20 protein-coding genes, 1 tRNA gene and 1 rRNA gene are annotated in these 25,174 nt (G+C 49.6%); 14 read left to right on the forward strand and 8 right to left on the reverse strand.

Features of this window, described 5'->3' with window-relative positions; all coding sequences use genetic code 11:
* From rrf to HPS57_RS10815, 5 genes are all read left to right on the forward strand, one after another.
* Positions 1-97 (forward strand): 5S ribosomal RNA (gene rrf / locus HPS57_RS10795); the annotation flags it as partial.
* 597 nt (positions 98-694) lie between these two features.
* A tRNA-Leu gene (locus HPS57_RS10800) sits at positions 695-779 on the forward strand.
* 59 nt (positions 780-838) lie between these two features.
* Entirely contained in the window at positions 839-1,807 is a 969-nt protein-coding gene (locus tag HPS57_RS10805; RefSeq protein ID WP_172182993.1) for a DUF4369 domain-containing protein, read from the forward strand.
* Between the two features lie 141 nt (positions 1,808-1,948).
* On the forward strand, positions 1,949-3,496 hold the full coding sequence (locus HPS57_RS10810; protein ID WP_172182995.1) for a YifB family Mg chelatase-like AAA ATPase: 1,548 nt from the start codon (positions 1,949-1,951) through the stop codon (positions 3,494-3,496).
* Positions 3,497-3,597: 101 nt separating this feature from the next.
* Entirely contained in the window at positions 3,598-4,344 is a 747-nt protein-coding gene (locus HPS57_RS10815; RefSeq protein ID WP_172182998.1) for a four helix bundle suffix domain-containing protein, read from the forward strand.
* A gap of 148 nt (positions 4,345-4,492) precedes the next feature.
* Here the strand turns inward: HPS57_RS10815 and HPS57_RS10820 are convergent, their stop codons facing one another.
* From HPS57_RS10820 to HPS57_RS10850, 7 genes are all read right to left on the reverse strand, one after another.
* On the reverse strand, positions 4,493-4,903 hold the full coding sequence (locus HPS57_RS10820) for a hypothetical protein (protein WP_172183000.1): 411 nt from the start codon (positions 4,901-4,903) through the stop codon (positions 4,493-4,495).
* Between the two features lie 253 nt (positions 4,904-5,156).
* On the reverse strand, positions 5,157-5,573 hold the full coding sequence (locus HPS57_RS10825) for a hypothetical protein (protein WP_172183002.1): 417 nt from the start codon (positions 5,571-5,573) through the stop codon (positions 5,157-5,159).
* 447 nt (positions 5,574-6,020) lie between these two features.
* The gene (locus tag HPS57_RS10830; RefSeq protein ID WP_172183004.1) at positions 6,021-7,067 is read right to left on the reverse strand and encodes an Ig-like domain-containing protein; all 1,047 of its coding nucleotides are present in this window, start codon (positions 7,065-7,067) and stop codon (positions 6,021-6,023) included.
* Positions 7,068-7,096: 29 nt separating this feature from the next.
* On the reverse strand, positions 7,097-8,167 hold the full coding sequence (locus HPS57_RS10835; protein WP_172183006.1) for a hypothetical protein: 1,071 nt from the start codon (positions 8,165-8,167) through the stop codon (positions 7,097-7,099).
* A complete protein-coding gene (locus HPS57_RS10840; RefSeq protein WP_172183008.1) occupies positions 8,164-8,871 on the reverse strand; it encodes a hypothetical protein in 708 nt (235 codons plus the stop codon). Before HPS57_RS10840 ends, HPS57_RS10835 begins: the two co-directional genes overlap by 4 nt.
* Before the next feature lie 110 nt (positions 8,872-8,981).
* Positions 8,982-9,647, reverse strand: a complete 666-nt coding sequence (locus HPS57_RS10845) for a hypothetical protein (RefSeq protein ID WP_172183010.1) — start codon at positions 9,645-9,647, stop codon at positions 8,982-8,984.
* Positions 9,648-9,653: 6 nt separating this feature from the next.
* Positions 9,654-10,871, reverse strand: a complete 1,218-nt coding sequence (locus HPS57_RS10850) for a caspase family protein (RefSeq protein WP_172183012.1) — start codon at positions 10,869-10,871, stop codon at positions 9,654-9,656.
* A gap of 405 nt (positions 10,872-11,276) precedes the next feature.
* Here HPS57_RS10850 and HPS57_RS10855 point away from each other — a divergent pair, with 405 nt between their 5' ends.
* The 4 genes from HPS57_RS10855 (at position 11,277) to HPS57_RS10870 (ending at position 17,217) form a co-directional block, all read left to right on the forward strand.
* Positions 11,277-11,708 carry a hypothetical protein gene (locus HPS57_RS10855; RefSeq protein ID WP_172183014.1) on the forward strand — a complete coding sequence of 144 codons (432 nt, stop codon included), beginning with the start codon at positions 11,277-11,279 and terminating at the stop codon, positions 11,706-11,708.
* A gap of 638 nt (positions 11,709-12,346) precedes the next feature.
* Positions 12,347-13,714, forward strand: coding sequence for a pectate lyase family protein (locus HPS57_RS10860; protein WP_172183016.1), 1,368 nt, complete (start codon positions 12,347-12,349; stop codon positions 13,712-13,714).
* Between the two features lie 40 nt (positions 13,715-13,754).
* Entirely contained in the window at positions 13,755-15,536 is a 1,782-nt protein-coding gene (locus tag HPS57_RS10865; protein ID WP_172183018.1) for a pectate lyase, read from the forward strand.
* Positions 15,537-15,618: 82 nt separating this feature from the next.
* A complete protein-coding gene (locus HPS57_RS10870) occupies positions 15,619-17,217 on the forward strand; it encodes a pectate lyase (RefSeq protein ID WP_172183020.1) in 1,599 nt (532 codons plus the stop codon).
* 109 nt (positions 17,218-17,326) lie between these two features.
* Here the strand turns inward: HPS57_RS10870 and HPS57_RS14350 are convergent, their stop codons facing one another.
* On the reverse strand, positions 17,327-18,310 hold the full coding sequence (locus tag HPS57_RS14350) for a LysO family transporter (RefSeq protein ID WP_253946531.1): 984 nt from the start codon (positions 18,308-18,310) through the stop codon (positions 17,327-17,329).
* 186 nt (positions 18,311-18,496) lie between these two features.
* Here HPS57_RS14350 and HPS57_RS10880 point away from each other — a divergent pair, with 186 nt between their 5' ends.
* From HPS57_RS10880 to HPS57_RS10895, 5 genes are all read left to right on the forward strand, one after another.
* The gene (locus tag HPS57_RS10880) at positions 18,497-19,516 is read left to right on the forward strand and encodes an alpha/beta hydrolase (protein WP_172183022.1); all 1,020 of its coding nucleotides are present in this window, start codon (positions 18,497-18,499) and stop codon (positions 19,514-19,516) included.
* 823 nt (positions 19,517-20,339) lie between these two features.
* The gene (locus HPS57_RS14450) at positions 20,340-20,462 is read left to right on the forward strand and encodes a hypothetical protein (protein ID WP_256378289.1); all 123 of its coding nucleotides are present in this window, start codon (positions 20,340-20,342) and stop codon (positions 20,460-20,462) included.
* 4 nt (positions 20,463-20,466) lie between these two features.
* Positions 20,467-20,802, forward strand: coding sequence for a 30S ribosome-binding factor RbfA (gene rbfA / locus HPS57_RS10885; RefSeq protein WP_172183024.1), 336 nt, complete (start codon positions 20,467-20,469; stop codon positions 20,800-20,802).
* 115 nt (positions 20,803-20,917) lie between these two features.
* On the forward strand, positions 20,918-22,144 hold the full coding sequence (locus HPS57_RS10890) for an FtsX-like permease family protein (protein WP_172183026.1): 1,227 nt from the start codon (positions 20,918-20,920) through the stop codon (positions 22,142-22,144).
* Positions 22,145-22,307: 163 nt separating this feature from the next.
* Positions 22,308-25,136 (forward strand): M16 family metallopeptidase, encoded by a 2,829-nt coding sequence (locus tag HPS57_RS10895; protein WP_172183028.1) that lies wholly within the window; start codon positions 22,308-22,310, stop codon positions 25,134-25,136.
* The last annotated feature ends 38 nt before the right edge of the window (positions 25,137-25,174 follow it).

The following is a 25,174-nucleotide window of genomic DNA, read 5'->3' on the forward strand; positions in this document are numbered from 1 at the left end:
GCGGGGTTCCACCTCTTCCCATTCCGAACAGAGAAGTTAAGCCCGCCTGCGCCGATGGTACTGCACTGCAATGCGGGAGAGTAGGAGGCCGCCTTCTTTGATACATGTTCCCCCGCTGACTGAAAGGTCGGCGGGGGAATTTTTGCTTCATGCGTTCATGGGCTGGCGACAGCAGGGGATAGGGACAGGAGGAGAGGGAGAGGAAAAGAACTGAGTGGGGTATGGCTTGAAGAGGTGATTTGACGCATCACTGCTTAACGGTCGCATCGATGTCTTTGCCGAGTACTGCATCAAAACACTGACGGTGTCATCTGGAAGCATGCAATCCCTGTCACCAACGGCGGCTACAGTTCCACAGAGATGTATACGATGTACAATAACCGCGCACGCTTCACAAAGAAGTCAGCCCTCAGACTCCTTGCACGTGTCTATGCATAGCGAGCCGGACTCGGTGACAACAAAGAGTGACATAGAGGACGTCCTATAAAAAAACATGGCTCATCTATCCGGCAAGTTGTCAGTCCGGTAAATTGTCAATTTGGTAAGTTGTCAATTTGGTAACTTGATAGTTTACCAATCTGTCGGATAACCTCTATTCTTAACCTTGACTACTAAAAAAACTTAATTAAAGGGTTTGTTATTCTTAAATCTTGATTAAAATAAGTAATTTTGCAGAACAGACACATTTTTATGTGCCGCGATGGTGGAATGGTAGACACTGGAGACTTAAAATCTCCTGGCCCGAAACGGCCGTGCGGGTTCGAGTCCCGCTCGCGGTACTCCTTGGCGGAAAGGCTTCTTCATGTGCCGGAGCCGGGAAGAAAGGACATACAAATCAATGAGAAACATACTTCTGCTACTCACGCTGATGTTGGTTGCGTGCGGACCTGACAATGGGCATTTCAGGCTCAAAGGTCATCTGCTGAACCTTAATCAGGGTGAGTTTTATGTTTATAGCCCTGACGGTTCCCTGGAGGGGACAGACACCATCACCGTTGCAGGCGGACGCTTCACCTATGAACCTGCCTGCAAGCATGAGGGGGTGGCGGTCATAATGCTGCCCAATGGTGTGGAGATTCCGGTGTTTGTGACGCCCGGAAAGTCGGCATCCATGGAAGGCAATGCCCATAACCTGCAGGAACTGGAGGTAGAGGGAGGCGACGAGAACAAGCTCCTCACACGTTTCCGCAAGGCGGTCGGCAGCGCCAAGGACAGCAAGGCGGTTGCCAAGGAACTGAAGGCTTTTGTGGAGGAGAGCCCTGAGTCGTCTGTCGGCATGTATCTCTTGCGACGGTATATCCTTGCTTCGCCTTCGCCTGACTATGACACAGTTTTGGCACTGGCAGACAGGATGCTTGGCGCACAGAAGGAGAATGCCGCTCTGAAGCTGCTCAAGACACAGATTGACGAGCTGCGCCGTTCTGCCAAAGGGGCTGCTGTGCAACGCATTGCCGGCACGGACATCATGGGCGACCCTCTTCCGGACATTAGGAAAGGGACATGGGTTGTCTGCTGTTTCGCCTCATGGGACTTTGAGAGCGGAGCCATTCTGCGCCGCCTTTCCAACGAGAGGAAGGACACGAAGGGAGAGTGGGGCATCCTTGGCGTGTCCTATGATGCATCGGACGCTATGCTTAAGAGGGAGGAGCGTGACTTCCCTGTCTTCTGTGACGGAAGAATGGCGGACAGTCCTGTAGCAAAGAAACTGGGCTTCTTCCAGACACGCCGGAACATTGTCGTGCGCAATGGCAAGATTGCTGCCCGCGACCTCTCTGTCGACGAACTGATAAAGGAACTCAAGAAATAATCCGACACGATTGTCAGTATTGTCATAATTGACAGTATAGACATTACTGACACAACAGTCACTACTGACAGTACTGACAATAATGTCATTACTGACATAATTGAGATAACTGACGCAACTGAAACCAATAACCTGACCCTAATGTTTGTAAAGACATTCTGCGCGGCGGTCAACGGACTTGACGTGAAGACCGTCACCGTGGAGGTGAACGCCACAAAAGGCGAGAAATTCTTCCTCTCCGGACTTGGCGATGAGGCTGTGCGTGAGGCGCAGAGCCGCATCCATTCCGCCATAACAATCAACAAATACGAATATCCTTGCAAAAGGATTACAGTCAATCTTGCGCCTGCCGATTTGAAAAAGGAGGGCGCAAGTTTCGATTTGCCCATAGCCATCGGCATCCTTGCCGCCGACGGACAGGTGTCCGCCGACCGTCTCGGCGACTACATGCTTGTCGGAGAACTGGGACTTGACGGGCGTCTGCAACCCATAAAAGGCGCGCTGCCCATAGCAATCCGCGCAAGGGCAGAGAAGTTTCGCGGACTTATTGTCCCCATGCAGAACGGCAGGGAAGCCGCCGTGGTGAACAATCTTGATGTCCATGCCATGTCGACGATAACGGATGTTGTGGAGTTCCTTAACGGTATGCGTACGGATGAGCCGGTGTTTGTCGACACAAGGGCAGAGTTCTACGCCCGTCAGACGGACTTTGACCTTGATTTCGCCGATGTGCGAGGGCAGGAAAGTGTGAAAAGAGCCTTTGAGGTTGCCGCTGCAGGCGGGCACAACCTTATCATGGTAGGTCCTCCGGGCAGTGGAAAGTCGATGATGGCAAAGCGCCTTCCCGGCATTCTTCCTCCGCTTTCGCTTGCCGAAAGCCTTGAGACGACGCAGATACACTCCATTGCCGGAAAGCTCGGCAGTGATGTTTCGCTGATTTCATGCCGTCCTTTCCGTGCGCCACACCACACCGTCTCGCAGGTAGCCCTTGTCGGCGGCGGTACGAAGGCTCAGCCCGGCGAGATAAGTCTGGCGCACAACGGCGTGCTCTTTGCCGACGAACTGCCGGAGTTCAGCAAGAGTACGCTGGAGGTTCTGCGCCAGCCGTTGGAGGACAGGAAAATAACCATCTCGCGCGCAAAATACACAATAGAGTATCCATGCTCCATAATGTTCGTGGCATCTATGAACCCTTGTCCTTGCGGATACTACAACGACCCTACGCACAACTGTGTCTGCACGCCCGGGCAGATACAGCGTTACATGAACAAAATCAGCGGCCCGCTGCTCGACCGCATAGACATCCAGTGTGAGATTACGCCCGTCCCGTTCAAGGACATCAGCAAGCAGTCGCCCGGAGAGCCTTCGTCGGCAATCCGTGAGCGTGTCATCGCCGCCCGACGCATACAGGAGGAGCGGTTCAAGGGCTGCAAGGGCATCCACTGCAATGCGCAGATGACGGAGCGCATGATTCATGAGTATGCCGCCCCTGACGATGCCGGACTGGCAATGCTCCGCAATGCCATGGAGCGTCTGTCACTCTCCGCACGCGCCTACAATCGCATACTGAAGGTTGCGCGCACCATTGCCGACCTCGAAGCGTCGCCTTCCGTCCTTTCGCATCATCTCGCCGAGGCAATCGCCTACCGCACCCTTGACCGCGGTGACTGGGCGGAGAGGGGAGGATAGATTTTTTTAGTCAGTACTGACAGTTATGTCAATAGTGTCAGTACTGACCAAATACTGACATTACTGACAAAAACAATAATAACTAAAAACCAACACCACCTATGGGCGTAACCATCCACTACTCAAAGTCCTATTTCTGGCTCAAATCGTGGGCTGTGGCGAACATCATCCAGCTTGGCACACAGAGCTTCTGCCACCGCTTCATAGACTACCGCACAGACCCATGCCACCGTCTCTACGACCAGATGGTGATGGCTGCGCGCTCCGCCGTGGCGAACATTGCGGAAGGAACGTCACGCCACGACACCTCCATCGAGACTGAAATGCGCCTGACGGATGTTGCACGCGGAAGCATTGACGAACTTTTCGGCAACTATTTCAATTTCCTTGTCTCCAACAAATACGGCGTCTGGCGCACGGACGACCCTAATGTAAGGGATGTATGGAACGTTTCTGTTGACAAGCCTATGTTTTCAAAGGACTTGTTCCATGACGTTGCGGACTACATCATAGCACAGAAAGCGAAATATGACCCATGGATTGAGAGCGATTCCCCTGAGATATGCGCCAATGCATTGCTGCTCCTGTGCGAGCGTCTTAACAGGATGCTGCAGAACATGATGGACTCTCAGCTGGAGGCGTTCAGGAAACTTGGAGGTTTCACGGAGAACATGACGCAGGAAAGGCTTGCTAAAAGGAAGGCGGAGGCTGCCGCCGCGAATGCTCCGAAATGTCCGCGATGCGGCAAACCGATGCAAAGGCGCATGATAAAGAAAGGGGAGCGACAGGGACAGGAGTTCTGGGGATGCATCGATTATCCGAGATGCATCGGATTGAGGAATATATGATTTGGTCAGTACTGACAGTTTTGTCAATGATGTCAGTACTGACCAAACCGACAATATTGTCACTACTGACAGTAATGACAATATTGACCAAACAACCAAACAGACCTCCCCGGGCTGCCACACCATGATGTCAGCCCAGGGAGTCTTGCTATGCCATTCCTTTTATCTTGCATACAATCTCGTATGCCTTGTCACCGGTATACACGCAAGGCTCTGTCACCGGCGAATACTCGAAATCCAGGAAGCGCAATGCCTGGATGGCACAGAAATGGAGGTCGTGGCTGATGTACGCCTGAATCATCACATTGCCGTTGGCAGATGGCTCGAGGACAGGCAGGTCGGAAATCATGCCGGTGCTCACCATGCGCTCTATGTCCTCCGCCAGCCCCATGCCGTAAGTCTCGCTGTAGGGCTTCACCTCCGCACCCGTAGGAAGATAAGTCAGTGTGTACTTGTTGCCAAGGATAGTCTTCAGCAGACCGTTGCGTCTGCGCTCTATCTCAGGCAAGGTGTTGATGATTTTGTCAACAAGTGGGTATGTAGTGTTTATCTTTTCCATTTTCATTTGTGTTTTTTTATTGCTTGTTTTGAAATGATTTTCTGAAACATTCTGTGTCTCAGTGTGTTACAAAAGGTAACACTTTACCTTGCAAAAGGTTGCCTTTTACCATGCGAAAGGTTACCTTTCACACGGCAAAGCGTTACCTTTTGCCTACAGGACTGTTATCTGTGGATTTTGTGCATGCCACGGCACGCGCCCTGACGGATGTCGGGCGGGCAAACAATAGGGCATGCATGAAAACGGAAAAAATCTAACACAACATGCGCCGCAGGGCAAACACATAATAGTTTGCCGCACGGGGCGAGACAAAGGCGGTGCCTGCCTTTGCGAAGAACACCGGGAAATGATGACGGCGAGCATGCCTCTCGGCGACGATTGCCGACGGCATGCGCAGGAGCGTCTTTCCTGTGCGGAGATGCTTTGCGACTGCCACGCTGTGTGGAGCCGGCGGAGTGGGCAGGCATGCCGGAATGCTGACAACCTCTCCCGGCTGTGCCATCGATGTTTCCCTACTGTCATCCCATGACAGGACAGCTGCCTGACTGCGGACTTCCTCGCTCTCCACCGCTGTTCCGATGAGCACGTCGCCCGTCTTCTCATACAAGTCCGTGCATGAGAACAGCGCAATGAGCGTCAGGAGGAATATGTGAATCCGTCGTCGTGACATGTTGTTTCCCAAAGGTTATAAACCGGTATTCATGGAAATATTTGTTATCGGCTGCAAATTTACACGTTTTCCATGAAACGGCAAACAGTTTGGCGGTTAAAAATTGTGAACCGCTACCCATTCTCATTGATGGTATAACAGTGAATGGAGACAGCATCTGCATGTTACGGAAAGCAAACCGGCGTTTTCAGTGTAAAATCAAATGCAGGCACTCACAAGTGTCAAAAAAGTTACCACCTTCCGTGCAAACCGTTAACGTTTGCACGGCGGATGGTAACTTTTGCCTGCCGGACGCAGGAGATGATTCCGCACCTGGAGTATGATTTGCAGAATGACACCCGTATGAGTAAAACGTGAAAAACAGCTCCTTTCTGCGCTTTTCCCCTCAAATCAAGGCATGGCTTGAATCAGTCAATGGAAACACTCCTCAGGATGATGCCGGCAGGACTATTTTGTAATGACTATTGTTTTCTCAGTAGCGTAGCCTGAGGAAGAATCACCATCCTTAGTACTGATATGTCCGCGTATCACATGGGTTCCTCTTTTCAAATTCTTCAATGTATAATCCAATGTGTATGGGAACGATGAAGATTTGCCTATAAGTTTGTCGTCAAGATAAAACTCTATTTCATGATTCTTGGTTACATTTGCCCCTTTGAATGATTTTGCAGTTAGCGAAACGGTTTCCCCGTTTGTGTAATCATTCCGTTTGGACTTTATATCCCAACTTGCACGGTCGTCATCTGCACCAAGAACATTATAACCTGTAAAGATATATCTGTATGTAAGAAACGCTGAAGAATTGTCATGATAACTTATCTCCACTTCTATCTGATGAGAGGAATTTGCCGCAGCATTGACTTTGTACTTGAGACTGTATGGATAAGATTTTACGGTTGAGACCAAAGTCTTGTCCCAGTAATATTTCACCTCGTCTATCGTACACCCCTCACTTGAGCGGTTAACGAGCAGTTCAGGTGTTATTATAAGTTCGTCACCTGTGGTGACATAGTTATAGTTTATGTAGAAATCACCATGAACCTTTGATGCTGCATCATCGCCAGATAGATTAAACTTTTCTTCTTTTTCAAGAATGACATCGTAACAGCTCTCACCGGTGACAGTCATCCTTGCCCTTATCTGGTGGTCGCCATTTCCAATGTCGTCCTTATTTATGAAGGCCTCGTAAGGAGCCGTCTTCTCTGTCATGTAAAGAGCATCGTCAATATAGTATTCCACTTGCGCCAGAGCCAGCCCCCAGGTTTCGAAGCCGGGATTGAGTTTCGGGGTAAACACAATATATTGTCCGTCACTTGTGACCGTCTTTTGCAAGCCATAGGAGCTGTCAGGTATCAGATGGCGTATGTCTCCTGTAAGCCTGAACTCTCCGACATTGTCATCCTCACACGAGAAAACAGTTGACGCCGTGAATGCTGCCAATACGGCGTATACGGCATATACGGCATACTTGCATATTCTTGTATTGAATCTCATAATCTGTATGTTTAATGATTTTGCATTTCTCAGTTCACTGCCCATTGAAGACCGATTCCAAAGTTGAATCCGTTCTTTTCTTTATAGCCAAAGATGTAATCATAGCCTGCGCTTACGGACAGGTAAAGATCCTTTCTTATATTCAAAGGTATGAAGCCTTTTGCTACAGGGCGTATCATAGGTTTGAACATTTCAGCATTCCTATAGTCCAGTAATGATACTTTGCTTCCGGCAGAAGAGTCCGAGGATGAACATGTCGTTTCTTCTGTCCCATCCATGTACAAAAGTCCAACACCACATCCTATGGCAAAATATCTGAGATACAATTGCGGTGTGATTGTCAGGAAGCATTTGGGGTCGAAAACCTTCTTTACTCTATCGTAATTTTCAATGTCCTTCATGTCAACTTTTTCTATGATATATTTGTCATTATCCAGATTCACACCTATGTCAACACTTACCATAAATGGCAATCCAGCTGTAGAGTAGTTGAAAGAGCCTCCTACTGGAAAGTTTTGCCCATAGTTGTAAGAGAACCCGATAGTAGAATTATAGTACAAGTCGCTGAAATCAACTCTGACTTTCTTCTTTCCTGTCTTCTTGTCTACAACTTCTTCATACGGAGTGATTTTAAGGATTTCCCCTTTATGTACATAGAACAGGTCCTTTATGTCATAGTTCAATGTGCCATTGACTCTTACATCACAGGCTATTGTAGTAAACTTCCTTGCCTTTCTTTCTTCTGTCCTCGTGGCATACGCCGAATACGACTGCTGGTCAGACGAGATTACTCTGATATTGCTCACATCAACAGTAACCTTACCCCTGCTCATCGCAGTCTCAAATCCGTTCAGATAGTTCTGGACGACATAGTCCTTTATGCTAATGCCGCTATTACGCGCAAAGTCCATCATGATCTCATCTTTCACCCTGCAGGCCGACGCGCACATGTCCTGTAATCTGAAACGGAAGCTGATGTCCTCCGTAGAGCACCATTCCTGCAAGCTGTTGCCGAACCGACGCACGGCATAGACATCTTCTTCCTGAGCGTATGCGGCAATATGGGAAAAAAGCAACAAACAATATATATATTTCTTCATGGGTGTATGGTTTTTAATAGTGAATCCTTTTTCTGGTCGGAGATTCTCTCACATGAGTCAATAAGCCAACCGGCATTTTTACTTTCTCTTTCAAAATACTTGACAGTAAAGACATACCCAGGGACTTGCAGAAAGACAAACCGTACGTCTGTCACTGCCTCAATCTTCAGCTGACCGTGTCGCACAAGTGCAAGGAAGGTCGAAAGAGCGTCAGCCCGGTATCCTTTACGCGCATAGTCATCAATATACTGGCATGTCTCTGTTGTGGCCTTTATCACAGATTGGAAAAACTGTTCGTTGTCATTTGGCATAATGAGCAATTCCTTATGGGGATTGTCACGTGATGTCCTGAAGATGTCGCCTTCAACATTGCTTATTGCCCATCCGTACATGGCACTATCTCTTTTCTCGAAGCATAAGAGCATGTCGAACTTGACCTTCTTCTCTCCCAGTCTGCCATGACATCTCACTTTTGCGAACCAGTTGTCATCTTCATTCCTCAATGACGACTTGCTTTCCACGGCGTGGCTCGCGAAATCCTTGGCGGCAACAAAACAGCTGTCGCCTTTTGATTTGAATCTTGACAAGTCAAAGAGCAATAGGATATTGGATGCGCGGTCTGCGTATTCAGCCGGCATATTGCCGCGCTTCTCTTCGCCGTTGAAACGTGCCATGAATTCATCAAGCATTTTCACTCTTGCCAAATATTGGTCACGGTCAAGTGGGTTAAAGACCGTCGTTTGTGCAGAAGTGCACAATGCCCCTGCACAAAACAAGATGGTTACAAATATTTTCCTTACCATAAGCGCTGCTCTTAGAATACTTTCTCGACAGAAATGACATAGACATCTCCTAACCTGACCATATATTCAGGTTTTGTCTCGCCCGTTTCTTCATTCAGGACCTCATCTACCTGCACATAGCAGACAACCCATTTGCGTGTCAAATCCTTATAAGTCCCGCCATCGCCCCTTTGCCCGATGAACACCTGGTCAAAATAAACGGAACATATATACAGCATCCTGCCGTCCTCGTCCCTGCCATACGGCTGCAGTTTTGACACACGCATGTCAGCAATATCTGTCGTCTCTATGGTGACAGATTTGTACCCCATAGTCATCAGGCCTCGGAGATATTGCCTCATGGGCTTCTGCCTCGGAGTCCTGTTTCTTACAGAAGCTATGCCCATCGTCACTCCGTCCTTGTGTATCTCTTTCTTTGTGCCGTCGGCAAACTCCAGGATTTCCGTATAGCTGTTGCAGTTGTGCACAAACAGTTTCTGCGCCTCGCCTTTGTACTGTGCTCTCGTTTCCATCTTCTTCCGTGGGTCTGCTATGAAAGAGATGTAGTCGTTGAGCATTTTGACTTTTTCTTTTGCCCGCTGCTTCAGGACTTCCTCCTCTTGCGGAGTCTGCCCGTACACATAAGGCATCGCTATGCTGCTGAATAAGAGCAATGCTAAAAATATTCTTGCCTTCATATATTCCTATTTACTTTTTTTGTATGATTCACGGACACTTAATAAGATGACCTGTCCGTTTTTGTTGACTTTAATGTTGTCGATTGATACATTCATCAGTGAGCGGCTTGTTGCTATGCGACCAAGATAATCAGATATTATTTCCTTGTCAATCACAATGTCCCCGTCCTGTGACAGGATTTTTACTGTCAGATTGCCGCTGAAAGAATCTTTAAGTCTTTCTGCCGCTCTTATTCTTTCCATTTCATCCGCACTGTTGGATGAAATGTATGCCAGAGCTTTATTCAGTGCAGTTTTCGAGATAACCTCGTCATCTGTCCGGGTTACCTCTTTGGCAGGAGGGGCTGGCCGGGTAGGAGCCGGGCTGCTGGCCGCGATGAGATGACTCTCCCAAACAGGAGTCTGGGTTGAGCCTGGAAACTTATTCTGAATACCCACGTTGTTTTTGACCTCGTCATATACCGTCTTTTTTATTTCAGCCAGCATGTTCTCCCAGTTTGGATTATTGTCGTCCGGAAGGATGTTGTTGAAATACGCCAGCAAGTTCAGGGTAAAATAATCAGTCGGTCCAATATTTGACCCGCATGCCCAAGAACTCTCTGTCGGAGATGCAGAGGTGACTATTAAATCACCTCGATAGTTCAGAAATAATTTCTTTATGTTTTTGGATACATCCTGATCTATATACGTATTCCCATAATTCATGCTGAATGTCGGGGCAATCCTACCCGGTGCTCCCTGCCGGGCATTGCAACACATACCAATGGAAATGGTAAGTCTCGCACCTTTCTTTTTCAGAGTTTCATGCACCCAAGTCAGAGGAACGAATTTATTCACGTTGCTTTGTGCCATGAGCATTAATGGGAACTTGCTTGTACCGGTATTTTCCGTGCCATGCCCGACATAATAGAACATCACAATATCCTCGTTGCCGCACTGTAGCCCATTGATAATGGTCTTGCAATTCTCAGGTGAGGTCTTATTCCCGTGGATATCAACTATGTTCACATTGTATCCTTGTTCGCCTAATGAGGCGTTCACAAGGTTTATCCATCTCGCATACAATATTTTGCGTGTATTCTGATCTATCTCGCCGACTCCGCCTTCAGGCTTCCCTATTCCATCTGTCGTGTCAATGAATGTCAGCCAATGGATTGTTTTCGCTTGGAGCTGTATTGCAGAATATCCAAGCAGGACTAAAGTGATAAATATAAACCGTCTCATTTTTTCTCTGTGTTGATAAGTGATTGAAGATGTTTACTGTTCGGAAATAGTAAATCGGCGACCCTTAACATGTCATTTGAAGACAAATCGAATGTTTTCAGATTATTTCCTTTGTCATCACAAACAGACCATTTCCTTAAGCCAAAATCGAATTCCGCTGTACAACTCTCCTTTCTCCTTATAAAGGTCAGCGAGAAGCATGGCATGAAAGAGCCGTACGCAGGAGTACTGACACTGTATATTTGGGGGTCGGACAAGACAAACTTGATTAAGGGGATGTGTTTGTTCTTAACAAATACAGTATTCTGCAAAGAGGTTGAGTCCGTTTCCAACTTGATGACCTCCGCCTTGATTTTCTTTGCATCGGAGATAATTGCGTAAATACTGTCTCCCATCGCCTTGCGCATGACAGAATCTTTTTTTATTGCGGAATCTTCACGGTTGCTTGGGTTGCTTGGATGGGCAGAGCAACTTGCGGCAATTGAGCATGCTATGACCATAAGCATGGCCATCTTCATTGTCAATCGATTAAAAACATTTGAATTCATTTGTACTGGTGTCACTAAAAAAGGCGTGCAACCATTCTTTCTGCTTGCCTTTCGATTGGGTTACCGCCAAGTGACCTGCATACTGACAAGCATAGAACAGTCCACGCCTTATGAGCGTGAACTTTCAGTCTGCTTGCTCTCAGTATGCGAATATTGGCGGTATTCAATCGAAAGAGAACAAGAGCTAAAAGCTCAATATGTATTATATGTTCATTTCAAGTTTGTAGAATGGAGCGCCTTTGTTGTTAATGTTTATGCCATGTGTCTTAACACGGCCGTTCTTTCATAACTCAGACATAGCCTTAGGCTGTCAAGTTTCTTTGCGTTCCGTTCTTTTTCTTTTCTTTTTTATAATAGAATTAAATATTCAACATCGTATTCTGTCTGTTATGCCTGCAGGAATGAATACGTGCTCCTGCTTATGCCATTTCTGGTAACATTAGACTGTAATGTATACAAGATTGTGGCAAGTAAAGACCATCACATCTCTTCATTGATATTATGAAAAGCGACAGTTAGTCTTGACATCTGCTTTGTCAAGCAGGTTGCCTGTTTGTTCTGATTTGGACGGAATCAATAATGCTGCATTCTTATCATTGCATATTACCTATTCCGCATTTTAATGTTGTAAATGTACAAACTTTTTTGTAGACAACGCCTCTCGATTTGTTTTTTTTAACATAGGAGTTGCTTTGTTAATATATTTTCAAAATTCCAATTTGTATGTCCTGTCAAACAAAGGTAACATTTTTGTTTTATATGTTTTATACTTTACATTCTGTAAAAGATTGAAACCTTTCACTATGAAAGGCGGCATGGGACGGCAATGAAAGAACTTTTCACACATTTTACAACATGCATGTACAATAAACCTTTTGTTTTGCCGTTATATTCAAAATAGAATGCACTGTATACGCTTTGAAAACTATGCTACTAAGGAACATTATCATATCGGCACTGCTCTTCATTGCCTGCCTGTCATCCTACGGACAGTCGGTCCATGACCTCAACGCGCCTTTCGGTATGGCTGTGTGCTCGTCACTCGACAGTGGGGCGGAGGAATTCCGTGTCACAGGTGGCGGTGTGAAGGACTATCCGTTCAGTGGAATCGATGCCGGCATGGTGAAAACTCTGACCTCCACAGGCAAGGACATGTATGCCGAGGTGCTTGATGCGGTGGCGAACCACAGCATCATCGTCTTCGACGGCTCGGCAGGCGATTTCCTTCTTTCCAAGGCAGTGCCGCTTAAAGGCTTGAAGGACAAGACGCTGCTCGGCATAAACGGTGCACGGCTCTGCACAAAATGGTTTGTCACTCCTGAGGCAAAGAAGCGGCTTGACGATGCCGGAGTGCCTTCGATGAGTGGCAATGCAGGCACGGGCGGCTACCTGAGCAACGGTGTCTATGTCGCGGAGGAACAGGAGCAGCACACACGCCAGATACTCCTCGACATGTACGGCAACGAGAACCACCGGCAGGCGGGTGTGTTCCGGATGTCGGAATGCAGGAACATCATCGTGCGCAACCTGAGGTTTGTCGGTCCCGGATCTATCGATGTCGGCGGCACGGATCTGCTGCAGATGACTTCCTCGGAGCATGTCTGGGTGGACCATTGTGACTTTACCGACGGCATGGACGGCAATTTCGACATCACCATGCAGTCGGATTTCGTCACCGTAAGCTGGTGCACGTTCAGCTATACGGAGCGTTCCTATTCCCATTCCTTCACCAATCTTGTGTGCAGTGCGGAGGAATCGCCTGCTGACGAGGGAAAGCTCAACATCACGTTCGCCAACAACATGTGGGGAAAAGGCTGCATGGCGCGCATGCCGATGGCACGCTACGGCACGCTGCACCTCCTCAACAACTACTATAACTGCCCCGGAAACTCCTCTCCGTGCATAAACGCGAGGAACAAGGTGGCTATGCTCGTCGAGGGAAACCATTTCGCCGAGGGCGTGCGGAAATGCTTCCGGGCGCAGGACGCAAGGGCGCATGAGTGCCGCGGGAACATCGCCGTGGACCCTGACAGCAAGTACAATCTTACTACAAATGGCACGGTCAGGATGCCTTATTCCTACGTTCCGATGGACGCTTCCGCAGTTCCGGAGGAGGTGGGCGGCAATGCCGGTGCGACATTGTTCAGTACTCCGACGGGCGTTGGGCATGTCTCCGCATCGGAAAACCTCTATACCGCCACGTTCAACCTTGCCGGACAGCCGACAGGGAAGCACTCCGCCGGCGTGAAAATAAAGAAAGGCCGCAAGACGATGCAAAAGGAAAAAGTCAGGTAAAGATATTTTATTGAAGGACAACAAAACAATTGAAACATAAATGAAGACTATTGTAAAGAAAACTTTTACACTCCTGTTCGCTGCCCTGCCGTTGGTGGCAGCGGCACAGACAGAGACCGCTCCGGCATTCCCGGGTGCAGAGGGTCATGGACGATACACCACCGGAGGACGCGGAGGAAAGGTCATCCATGTGACTAATCTTAATGACAGCGGCACCGGTTCGCTGCGTGCAGCCTTGAGCGGCACAGGCAAAAAGATTATCGTCTTTGATGTTGGAGGATACATTGATTTGAAAGGCGACCTGAACATTACGTCAAATACAACAATCCTCGGACAGACAGCACCTGCGCCGGGAATCACATTGCGTTACCGCACCGTTACGTTTACAGGTTGTGACAATGTCATCGTCCGCTTCCTGCGTTTCCGCCGTTCTCAGGTGAAAGATATAAACACAGGTACTGGCGAGAATGATGGTGCTGATGCTGCATGGGGACGTCGTCATAAAAACATAATCCTTGACCACTGTTCTTTCTCATGGAGTACCGATGAGGTAGCTTCTTTCTATGACAACCGTGATTTCACAATGCAATGGTGTACTCTTGGTGAGGGACTTAACGCAGGACATAGTAAAGGCGATCACAGTTATGGTGGCATCTGGGGTGGTAAAGGTGCTTCTTTTCACCATAATTACATCACGCATGTGCAGAACCGTGCTCCTCGCTTCAATGGCGCACGCTATAATTGGACAGGCTACGACAAGACTAAGTATGCTAACGCTATTCAGGCGGAGCGTGTGGACTTCCGTAACTGCGTGATGTACAACTGGGGCAACGGTAACGGCTGCTATGGCGGTCCCGGAGGTGGTTATGTCAATATGGTGAACAACTATTACAAGGCAGGTCCCGGTACAAAGAACAAGACTCGTGTGACACAGATATCCAAAGCTGACGCAGGTAATAGTGGCAGTAATCCTTTCCCTAATTACACAAGTCGTTACTATATCCATGGAAACTATGTTACAGCAGCCTCTTCTCCAGAGAATTATGACTGGAAAGGTGTGATTTATGATAGTGGAATCCTTACAATCAATGGTGAGAGATACAGTAACGACCCTGAGCATAGATATGGTGAGAATGAGACTTATGTAACCAAAGACGGTGTTGATTACATTAAAATAAAGCTCGACAGTCCTATCGATGCAGGTGAGGTCACAACACATGACGCCAAGGTGGCTTATGAGAAGGTGCTCTCTTATGGTGGTGCAAGCCTTCACCGTGATGCTGTTGACGCGCGCTATATGGAAGAAGCAAGGGCTGGAATTGTGACTTATACAGGAGGACATGCTAATACTGCCGGAATTCTTGATGTCATAAACGACCCTTCAAAGGAGGCTGACCCTACCACTGCGAGCTTCCCTGAGCTTGAATCTACAAGCCGTCCGGCCGACTTTGACACAGACAAGGACGGCATTCCTGACGCATGGGAGATTGCCAACGGTCTGAATCCTAACGATGCAAGCGACGCTTCGGCGACGACAATAGACACTCGCGGCTGGTACACAAACATTGAGGTGTATGCCAACTCTCTTGTGGAGCATATAATGAAGGGCGGCAACAGCGACGCCATCGATGCTGTTAACGAGTACTATCCTGCATTTGTCTCCACCGGAATCGACGGAACCACTGTCGGTGACAAGGAGGTTGTTGCCACAATCTACCACAACCTGCAGGGACAGCGCATAGACGCAAACGCTAAAGGCGTGAAAATCAAGACCGTGATCCTTAAGAACAATCAGCGCATTTCGACAAAGGTCATTGACTGATTTGCCTGCAATGAAAGGATGAAAACTGCTGTGAAACAATAAAAACAACAGCAGGAAGCGGAACAAAAAAGAACAGATTCCAATGAAACAAAAACTACTCTCCATGCTCCTTGCTGCCCTGCCTGTGGCTGCCTTGGCACAGTTTGACAGCGCGCCGGCATTCCCCGGTGCGGAAGGGCATGGCAGATATGTCACCGGAGGGCGTGGCGGAAAGGTTGTCCATGTCACGAACCTCAACGACAATGGTCCGGGTTCGCTGCGCGAGGCGGTGAAAGGCGATGAGAAGAAGATTGTCGTCTTTGATGTCGGAGGTGTCATCGCCTTGGAGAAAAACCTGAAAATCGGGCAAAACACCACCGTCATGGGGCAGACCGCCCCTGCTCCGGGCATCACCCTGAGGTACTACACCGTCAGTCCGGAGTCCAACAACATCATCCGCTATCTCCGCTTCCGGCGCGGTCAGGAGCGTGACATCAACGACGGTGCCGACGCTTCTTATGCACGCGGAAGGACAGGAATAATCTTTGACCACTGCTCTTTCTCATGGAGCATCGACGAGGTAGCGTCGTTCTATGACAACAACAACTTCACCATGCAGTGGTGCACCATAGCCGAGAGCCTTACCAATCCCGGACACTCCAAAGGCGCACACGGCTACGGAGGGATATGGGGCGGCAAACTCGCATCGTTCCACCATAACCTCATCGCCCACGTTTCCAACCGCGGCCCGCGCTTCAACGGCGCGCGAAACGGCTGGGAAGGCTATAAGGAGAATAACCTTTACGGCACTTACAAATGGGAGAATCCTGTGCAGTCGGAGATAGTCGATTTCCGCAACTGCCTGATGTACAACGCTCAAGGCACATGCTACGGCGGCCCGGGAGGAGGACAGGTGAACATGGTCAACAACTATTACAAGGCAGGCCCTTCGGGAAAAGGCAGTCAGGAGCGCATAACCACCGTGTCGGTGGCGGAAGCTGCCAACTCCATGACCGGCGACGACAAGTATTTCGGTATGACAAGCCGTTACTACATCTCGGGAAACACCACCGAGACCACTGCCGGCAAGAAGACTCCCAACCGTGACTGGCGCGGCGTGAGCTATGGCAAAGGCGTGCATGACATCAACGGCGACATCTGTTCCAAGGACATCCACAACTTCTACGGCAGTTCCGTGAAGCACGTTGCGAACGAGAACGGCGAGCAATGTGTGCCAATCCGTATGGAGAAGCCTTGCCCTTCCGGCAGCGTCACGACACACACGGCAGACAAGGCGTACATGAAAGTCATCGCGCATAGTGGTGCATCGCTGTACCGTGATGATGTGGATGCACGCTACATGAAAGAGGTTCAGGCGGGTACAGCCACCTACAAAGGTTCTGTAACACAGAAGCCGGGACTCATAGACCTTGTTTCCGATGTCAACGGCTATACCGAAAATAACTTCGGGACATCACAGCGTCCTGCGGATTTTGACACGGACAACGACGGCATTGCCGACGAATGGGAGAAGGCACACGGGCTTTCCGTAGGCACGGACAACTCCGCGACCTTCACTCTCGACAAGCGCGGCTGGTACACAGACCTTGAAGTCTACTGCAATTCCATCGTTGAGGCTGTCACAAAGGCGGAGCGCAGCGACGCGGAATCCTCTTTCGAGGAGTATTATCCCATGAAATAAGCAATGGAAATTCTACGATATATAGCAGTGGGGCTGCACCATCATCAAGGTGGTGCAGCCCCACTGTCGTTTGTAGAACAAGGGAAAAGCCGTGAAATTCCGCTATCCTTTATCCGCCGATGTTGCAAAACAGTGTGACGAACAGCGGCACACTGAAATCGAGCGTCAGGCCATGGAAGGCGGCGACAACAAGGAAATCCTTCCCTGCCGACTGCATGATGACCGGCAGCGAGGTGTCGAAAGTCGTGGCACCGCCCATGCTCACCGCCGCCAGCGGATTGAGAGTGCGCGCCATTGGAGGGATGACAAGCAGGGCGAGAATCTCCCTGAATATGTTCGACAGCAGCGCCACAGTGCCCAATTCCGCACCCCTCATCTCCGTGATGAACACGCTTGACAACGAGTAATATGCGAACCCTGAACCCACGGCAAGGCAGTCCGTCAGGAGATACTGCCTGAAGAAAGCCCACATGACCGCCACACCGAGGAATGTTCCGCATGCCGTCATCAGCGGAAGAAGCATCAGTTTCCTGTCCAACCCCTTCACACGGCTGAAGAAATCTCCGTCCTCGCCTATGGTCATGCCGACACACAGCAGCAGGGCATAAAGCACATAGCTTGTCAGCGAGACAGACTTGCCGTCCGCATCCGCCACTCCCGCCAGCCCGAGCACTATGCCCAAAAGGAAGAACGCGACAACCATAAGGCTGCCTTTCATGCTCTCCCACAGCATGTTAAGCCGGATTCCGATGCCTCCGTGCTTGCCGTTCTCCACTGCCGAAGCCGTTCCCTCTGAAGACTTCCGAAGGCATTCCAATGCACTGCTGCCACTCTTCCGCACGGCAATCCACAGGCAAGTAGCCGTCAATGCGCTGCCTGCCATTGCTGCCACCGTGAGCCACAATGCTGTCAAGCCCAGCGAACCAAGGCTGCCCATAATCATGCTATCCGCTCCGACCTCCAGTCCCAACGCGAGCAGAAGCAGGCGGACAATGCCGGTGATGGCGCTTGACAGCCACCCGTTTTCACGGTTCCGCAAAAACAAACGCCCCAAGATTATTCCCAAAAACAAGCATCCGAATACAACAAACATATTACTGTTGGTTTATGATTACTATAAAATAAGAACGCAGAATATTTTGCAAAGATAATGCAAATCGAACGCAATAGAGCTTGCTCTTAATTGCTGAGGTGCCGCTTATCTTATGCAAAGTTAGTCATTTATTCCGACATTTCCACTTTATCCCCATAAAAACACAATATAAAAACATATATTCCAATGAAAATCAAGAAGAAAACCCTCCTCCCCATCGTGGCAGTCTTGGCAGTTGTCACAGCAATCACAATCGGCGGCAGCTTCTACATGCTCAGCTATTCCCTCACGCCCGACCCCAACCGCCGCGACATTGACAGTGCGATGCAGGTGATGTTCAAGCGCGCACCGTTCATGAAAGCATGGACCGACAGCGTCAAGGCAAACGGTCTGCTGCGCGACACGTTCGTAACAAGGTACGACGGACGCCGCCTCCATGCCGTGTACATGCGCAACGAGAACGCACACGGACGCACGGCAATCATTGTCCACGGCTACAAGGACTGCCATGCCACGTTTCTTTACCTCGGCAGAATGTACCATAAGTACCTGAACTGCAACATCCTGCTCCCTGACCTTCACGCCCACGGACTGAGTGACGGCGAGAGCATACAGATGGGGTGGAAGGACAGGGAAGATGTCCTCAACTGGGCGTATGTTGCGGACAAGATATTCCGCGACGAGAAGAAACATTCGGCGATTGTCATCCACGGTGTCTCCATGGGAGCTGCAACAACAATGTGCGTAGCCGGAGAACAAACTCCAATCACTATACGCTGCTTCATCGAGGACTGTGGATACACGAGCGTATGGGACGAGTTCTCGAAGGAGCTTCGCGAGCAGTTCTCCCTCCCGGAGTTCCCGCTGATGTACTCTGCCAGTGTGATTTGCAAACTGAAGAACGGGTGGAGTTTCGGCGAGGCGTCACCGTTGAAGCAGATGAGGTGGTGCATAGATCCTATCCTGTTCATACATGGCGACAAGGACACCTTTGTCCCGACATGGATGGCACACAAGCTCTATGAAACGAAAAGAGATTCAAAGCAACTGTGGATAGCACCGGGCTCAGAGCACGCGCGTGCTTATCTCGACCATCCCGAGGAATATACGCAGAAGGTCAAGGACTTCCTTGACATGCACATGCTGCAGCCTGACCGTTACAGTCCGATGCCTTATTTCTACCACAATATGCGAATACCGCGATGAAGACATCTCAAAAGGCGAAGAGGTGACAGGGACCGGTATGCGCTGTATGTGTTTGAGCCATAGGTTATTATAAGAACTGTTGACCTCTTTGTATATCATTTTGAAAACAAAGGTTAAGGCATGCAAAGCCAAGCGTTACCTTTTGTCCGGTAAAGTGTAACCTTTCACATGGTCAACCGTTACCTTTCGTCATGCGAAAGGTAACGGTTTGTTTTATGCATGTTTGCTGACCTTTCACAGCACTGTTGCAGGACATTTCCCGAACTGTTGCCAGTGCATAGGAAGCAGGTTTGGGATTATGGCGGATTTCAGCAGGAAACTTTATTATTAGTGTCGCTAAACATATACAACACATTACCATTCATCTGTTTCAGTTGTGACAAACCCCTATCCTCGCATACAGTGACATGGTTTCGCTGTAAAGTGTGGCGGAGCCACAATCCTTATGGTAACCCCCTGCTTCAGCAGTGGGGACAACAAGAATGCTCTCTGCATTGTGTGGTGGAACCACACTCTTTTATTGTGGGCGTAAGGAATTGAGACATAAAGGAGTGTGGCGCTGCCACACAACTAATGGAGTTCTTCTCTAATCCGCACGGCTGAAGCCGACGGTTACCGTAAGGGTTGTGGCTCCGCCACATCTTATGAGAAACACCTCTTAATGAAAATGTGATTTCAAAACAACTTGTGGAGTTTTGCCGGACACCAATAAAACTTTATATATAAGAAGGTGTGTCAGGTTAAAAAAGATTAATTACGGCTTGTTTTTCGAATATTTGGAGTAATTTTGTAGTTTATTAGGAGCATTATGCGTCTAAAGGATATGGAAAGCGAACAGTATGACTTGCGCACGGATTCACTGCCGTTCCGCACAGTCCTTTGCCACCGCTTTTCGTGGAATGACGGGCGCAGGCTTACGAGGAACATCATAAACTTAACACAATAAGGATATGCAAGAGACAAGACAAAATAGAATCTCGCGCCTTCTGCAGAAGGAGCTGAGCCTGATTTTCCAGTCACAGACCCGTATGATGCATGGCGTGATGGTCAGTGTTACGCGCGTCAGGATAAGCCCAGACCTCTCCATCTGCACAGCCTATCTAAGCGTCTTCCCGTCCGAAAAGGGCGAGGAGATAATCAAGAACGTCAACAAGAACCAGGCTACGGTACGCTACGACCTCGGTCGGCGCGTGCGCAACCAGCTGCGCATCATCCCCGAGCTGCGCTTCTTTATCGACGACTCACTCGACTACATCGAGCGCATCGACGAACTGCTGAAAGAATAATTAACCGAGGAGTGGGGGCTTGGGACGATAACGACAGTACTGTCAGAGCTGTCAATGTTGTCAGCATTGTCCACGCCCACAACCTCCAACCTCCAAAAAACATAACAAAAACCCAATGTCATTAGCCACCACCATAGCACGCAGGTACCTGTTTGCCAAGAAAAGCACCAACGCTATAAACATCATCTCCGGAATCTCGGTCATCGGAGTAATGGTGGCGACCATGGCACTCATCATTGTGCTCTCCGTCTTCAACGGCTTCCACGACCTTGTGGCATCGCTCTTCACGGCGTTTGACCCACAGATAGAAATCACTCCGGCAAAGGGCAAGGCATGCGCTGCCGACGACCCGCTGCTGCTGAAGGTGAAGTCGCTGCCAGAAATAGATGTCGCCACGGAATGCGTGGAGGACCAGGCACTTGCTGTCTATGGGGACAAGCAGATGATGGTGCGCATAAAAGGCGTGGAGGACAACTACCCTTACCTGACCAACATCAGAAGCATACTCATCGGCGAGGGCGACTTCACGCTCCATGCAGCCGACCTTGAGTATGGCATTCCGGGCATCCGCGTGGCGATAGATCTCGGCACGGGAGCCTACTGGCAGGACTGGCTGAAGATTTACGCCCCGCAGCGCGAGGGACAGCTTGACATGACCAACCCTGGCGAGGCGTTCAGTGTCGACTCGCTGATGTCCTCCGGCTGCGTGTTCTCCGTCAAGCAGGCAAAGTACGACAAGCAGTACATCCTCACCTCAATAACCTTCGCACGCAACCTGTTCTTCCGCCAAGGCGAGATTACAAGCCTCGCCCTGCGCCTGAAACAGGGTACGGACATCGAGGCGGTGAAGGAGGAAATCCGCGGCATCTGCGGCGACAAGTATGTCGTGAAAGACAGGTTCGAGCAGCAGGAGGACACGTTCCGCATAATGAAGATTGAGAAGATTATCGCCTATATCTTCCTCACGTTCATCCTTGTCATAGCCTGCTTCAACATCATCGGTTCGCTCTCGATGCTCATCATCGATAAGAAGGACGATGTCAGGACACTGAGGTATCTTGGAGCATCTGACAGTCTGATAGGGAAGATATTCCTCATTGAAGGCAGTCTCATCTCCATTGTCGGCGCTGTTGTCGGCACAGGACTCGGTCTGCTGCTGTGCTGGTTGCAGCAGGAGTTCGGAATTGTCAGCATGGGCGAGTCCAGTGGCACGTTCATTGTCGACGCCTATCCGCTCAGCGTGCACTATTCTGATGTGGCGGTCATCTTCGTCACGGTGATAACCGTGGGCTTCATCTCTGTGTATTACCCTGTGAGATACCTCACGAGACACCTGCTTTAGCAGAGGAAGAGTGGTGAGATTCATCATGTTGCATCATGTTTTATCATGCTGAATCATGATGACCACTCCATGATAAATCATGATGTCTCATGATAAACCATGATGAATCGTGATAACAACCTTGACAAACAACTTCAATTTTCTATAATCAACAAACAACAAAATGAAAAAGTTTCTTTCAATCATCGTCGTCCTGTTCGCAGTGGTTTCCTACACCCTCGCACAGATGCCGACGCTGCCGAAACTGCCGACCGACCCTAACACACGCATAGGTAAGCTCGACAACGGTCTCACTTACTATGTCCGCCATAACGCTTATCCTGAGAAAGTGGCGAACTTCTATATTGCGCAGCGTGTCGGTTCCATACAGGAGAACGACGACCAGCGCGGTCTCGCCCACTTCCTTGAGCACATGGCGTTCAACGGTTCCACACACTTCAAGGGCAATGAGATGATAGAGTACCTGCGCACACTCGGTGTTGCGTTCGGTGCCGACCTCAATGCTTACACCTCAATCGAGCAGACTGTCTATAATATAGATAATGTGCCTACAGCACGCCAGACAGCCCTTGACTCCTGTCTCCTCGTCCTTCAGGACTGGTCAAACGGCCTCTCACTCCTCCCGGAGGACATCGACAAGGAGCGTGGCGTCATCCATGGCGAGTGGGCTATGCGCAACTCTGCCATGCAGCGCCTGTTCGAGAACAATCTCCCTGCCATGTACCCTAACTGTAAGTATGGCTACCGCCTACCTATCGGTACTATGGAGGTTGTGGACAACTTCAAGCCTGAGGTGCTCCGCGCATACTACGAGAAGTGGTATCACCCTGAGAACCAGGCAATCATCGTAATCGGTGACATCGATGTAGACCATACAGAGAAGAAGATAAAGGAACTCTTCAGCCACATCAAGGCTCACGCCAATGCCGCTCATGTCGAGCCTGTTCCGGTGCCTGACAATGAGGAGGCCATCTACATCTTCGACAAGGACAAGGAAATGCAGTACACTCTCATGTCCATAGCCATGAAGAGCGATGCGCTGCCAAAAGAGATGATGAACACTCAGATGGAGTACATGAACTCTTATCTCAGCGACCTCGTTTGCATGATGTTCAACTCACGTATGCGTGAGATAGCACAGAACCCTGACTGTCCTTTCGTACAGCTCTCAATGTCTTACGGCGGTTACTGCATCTCAACGACAAAGGACGCGTTCGACGTGACCATCGTTGCCAAGGAAGGCAAGGCACGTGAGGCTCTCCTTGCGGCAGTTCGCGAGCTGAAGAGAATCAAGGAGCACGGTGTCACAGGCGGTGAGTTCGTGCGTGCAAAGGAGGAGTTCCTCTCACAGCGCGAGAAGGCTTACTCCAACCGTGACAAGCGCAAGCACACAGAACTCTATCAGCAGTGTGTGAACAACTACCTCAAAGGCGCGGCAATGCCTGACCCAGAGACTGACTACCAGCTCTGGCAGGCTATCGCACAGAACATTCCTCTCGAAGTAATCAACCAGGGACTGAAGGAATCCATCACAATCAATGAGGACAAGAACCTTGTCATCTCTTGCTTCGCCCAGGAGAAGGAAGGTGCCAAGTACCTTACTGTCGAGGACATGAAGGCTGTGGTTGCCGAGGGACGCGCACAGGCTGTCGAGGCTTGGGTGGACAACACAAAGGACGAGCCTCTCGTTGACGAGAAGAAGATGCTCAAGGCAGGCAAGATCAAGTCTGAGAAGAAGAACGACGTGCTGGGCTATACTGAGCTCACTCTCTCCAACGGTGCTAAGGTTATCCTTAAGAAGACTGACTTCAAGAACGACGAAATCCTTCTCCGCGGATGGGCTGACGGCGGCAAGAACCTCTATGGCGCTGCCGACTACAGCAACATGAAACTCGTTGATTATGTGGCCGGAACATTCGGACTCGGCAACTTCACAAGCAACGAGCTTGAGAAGGCTCTCGCAGGAAAGCAGGCAAATGTGGATGTCAATCTCGGCAACCTTGTCTACAACGGTGTGACAGGTCACTCCACACCGAAGGACATCGAGACAATGATGCAGCTCCTTTACCTCTACTTCACTGCCCCTCAGAAAGACGAGAAGGCTTACAACAAACTCATGCAGAGCCTTGAGACAAGTCTGAAGAATCGCGACCTGAAGCCTCAGGTAGCACTCTCCGACTCCCTGACAAACGGTCTTTACAGCAACAACCCTCGCTTTGCGCCGCTCACAATGGCCGACCTGCCTAACGTAAGTCTTGACCGCTGTCTGGAAATCGTCAAGGAACGTTTCTCAAATGCTAACGGCTACACATTCACTATCATAGGCAACTTCGACGAGGCAACCATCCGTCCGCTGATCTGCAAGTACATCGCGTCACTCCCGGGTAAGGGAAAGGCTGCCAAGGTGACAGACGTGCGCACCCTGTTCAAGGGCAATGTCGTGAAGGATTTCAAGCGTAAGATGGAGACTCCGCAGCCTTCTATCATGCAGATGCTCCACGCTCCGGTTGACTACACTCTTGAGAACAGTGTCCTTTCATCCTATGTCGGTGAGGTTCTGTCACAGATGCTCCTTAAGGATGTGCGTGAGGACGCAGGCGCTGCTTACTCTTGCGGTGCTTACCTCTCACTTTCCGGCTACAAGTTCGGTTCTGAGGTGATTATGCAGGTTTATGCTCCTATCTCTAAGCCTGAGCAGGTTGACCTCGCGCTCGACCTTATCAACAAGGACATCGAGAAGCTCGCACAGAGCGCAGACGCAGAGATTGTTGCCAAAGTGAAGGCTAACATGCTCAAGGACGCTGACGTCAACGCCAAGAAGAACGGCTACTGGGCAGGAGTGATTGACGGTTACACCAAGTTCGGTGTTGATGAGATTACCGACTACAAGAAGGTTGTCGAGGCTGTCACACCTGAGAAGATTTCCGCTTTCCTCAAGAACAATGTCCTTGTGGCAGGCAATAAGCTCACTGTTGTGATGCGCCCGGAATAATCGCCGGCAGCCGACAACACAGGCTTGTGTGATATATA

It is taken from the genome of Palleniella intestinalis, from assembly GCF_013166595.1.
Classification (GTDB): Bacteria; Bacteroidota; Bacteroidia; order Bacteroidales; family Bacteroidaceae; genus Prevotella; species Prevotella intestinalis.

Coding starts and splice junctions, on each gene's coding strand:
- HPS57_RS10805 (WP_172182993.1), top strand. CDS start 839: ATGAGAAACATACTTCTGCTACTCACGCTGATGTTGGTTGCGTGCGGA.
- HPS57_RS10810 (WP_172182995.1), top strand. CDS start 1,949: ATGTTTGTAAAGACATTCTGCGCGGCGGTCAACGGACTTGACGTGAAG.
- HPS57_RS10815 (WP_172182998.1), top strand. CDS start 3,598: ATGGGCGTAACCATCCACTACTCAAAGTCCTATTTCTGGCTCAAATCG.
- HPS57_RS10820 (WP_172183000.1), bottom strand. CDS start 4,903: ATGGAAAAGATAAACACTACATACCCACTTGTTGACAAAATCATCAAC.
- HPS57_RS10825 (WP_172183002.1), bottom strand. CDS start 5,573: ATGTCACGACGACGGATTCACATATTCCTCCTGACGCTCATTGCGCTG.
- HPS57_RS10830 (WP_172183004.1), bottom strand. CDS start 7,067: ATGAGATTCAATACAAGAATATGCAAGTATGCCGTATATGCCGTATAC.
- HPS57_RS10835 (WP_172183006.1), bottom strand. CDS start 8,167: ATGAAGAAATATATATATTGTTTGTTGCTTTTTTCCCATATTGCCGCA.
- HPS57_RS10845 (WP_172183010.1), bottom strand. CDS start 9,647: ATGAAGGCAAGAATATTTTTAGCATTGCTCTTATTCAGCAGCATAGCG.
- HPS57_RS10850 (WP_172183012.1), bottom strand. CDS start 10,871: ATGAGACGGTTTATATTTATCACTTTAGTCCTGCTTGGATATTCTGCA.
- HPS57_RS10855 (WP_172183014.1), top strand. CDS start 11,277: ATGACAGAATCTTTTTTTATTGCGGAATCTTCACGGTTGCTTGGGTTG.
- HPS57_RS10860 (WP_172183016.1), top strand. CDS start 12,347: ATGCTACTAAGGAACATTATCATATCGGCACTGCTCTTCATTGCCTGC.
- HPS57_RS10865 (WP_172183018.1), top strand. CDS start 13,755: ATGAAGACTATTGTAAAGAAAACTTTTACACTCCTGTTCGCTGCCCTG.
- HPS57_RS10870 (WP_172183020.1), top strand. CDS start 15,619: ATGAAACAAAAACTACTCTCCATGCTCCTTGCTGCCCTGCCTGTGGCT.
- HPS57_RS14350 (WP_253946531.1), bottom strand. CDS start 18,310: ATGTTTGTTGTATTCGGATGCTTGTTTTTGGGAATAATCTTGGGGCGT.
- HPS57_RS10880 (WP_172183022.1), top strand. CDS start 18,497: ATGAAAATCAAGAAGAAAACCCTCCTCCCCATCGTGGCAGTCTTGGCA.
- HPS57_RS14450 (WP_256378289.1), top strand. CDS start 20,340: ATGGAAAGCGAACAGTATGACTTGCGCACGGATTCACTGCCGTTCCGC.
- rbfA (WP_172183024.1), top strand. CDS start 20,467: ATGCAAGAGACAAGACAAAATAGAATCTCGCGCCTTCTGCAGAAGGAG.
- HPS57_RS10890 (WP_172183026.1), top strand. CDS start 20,918: ATGTCATTAGCCACCACCATAGCACGCAGGTACCTGTTTGCCAAGAAA.
- HPS57_RS10895 (WP_172183028.1), top strand. CDS start 22,308: ATGAAAAAGTTTCTTTCAATCATCGTCGTCCTGTTCGCAGTGGTTTCC.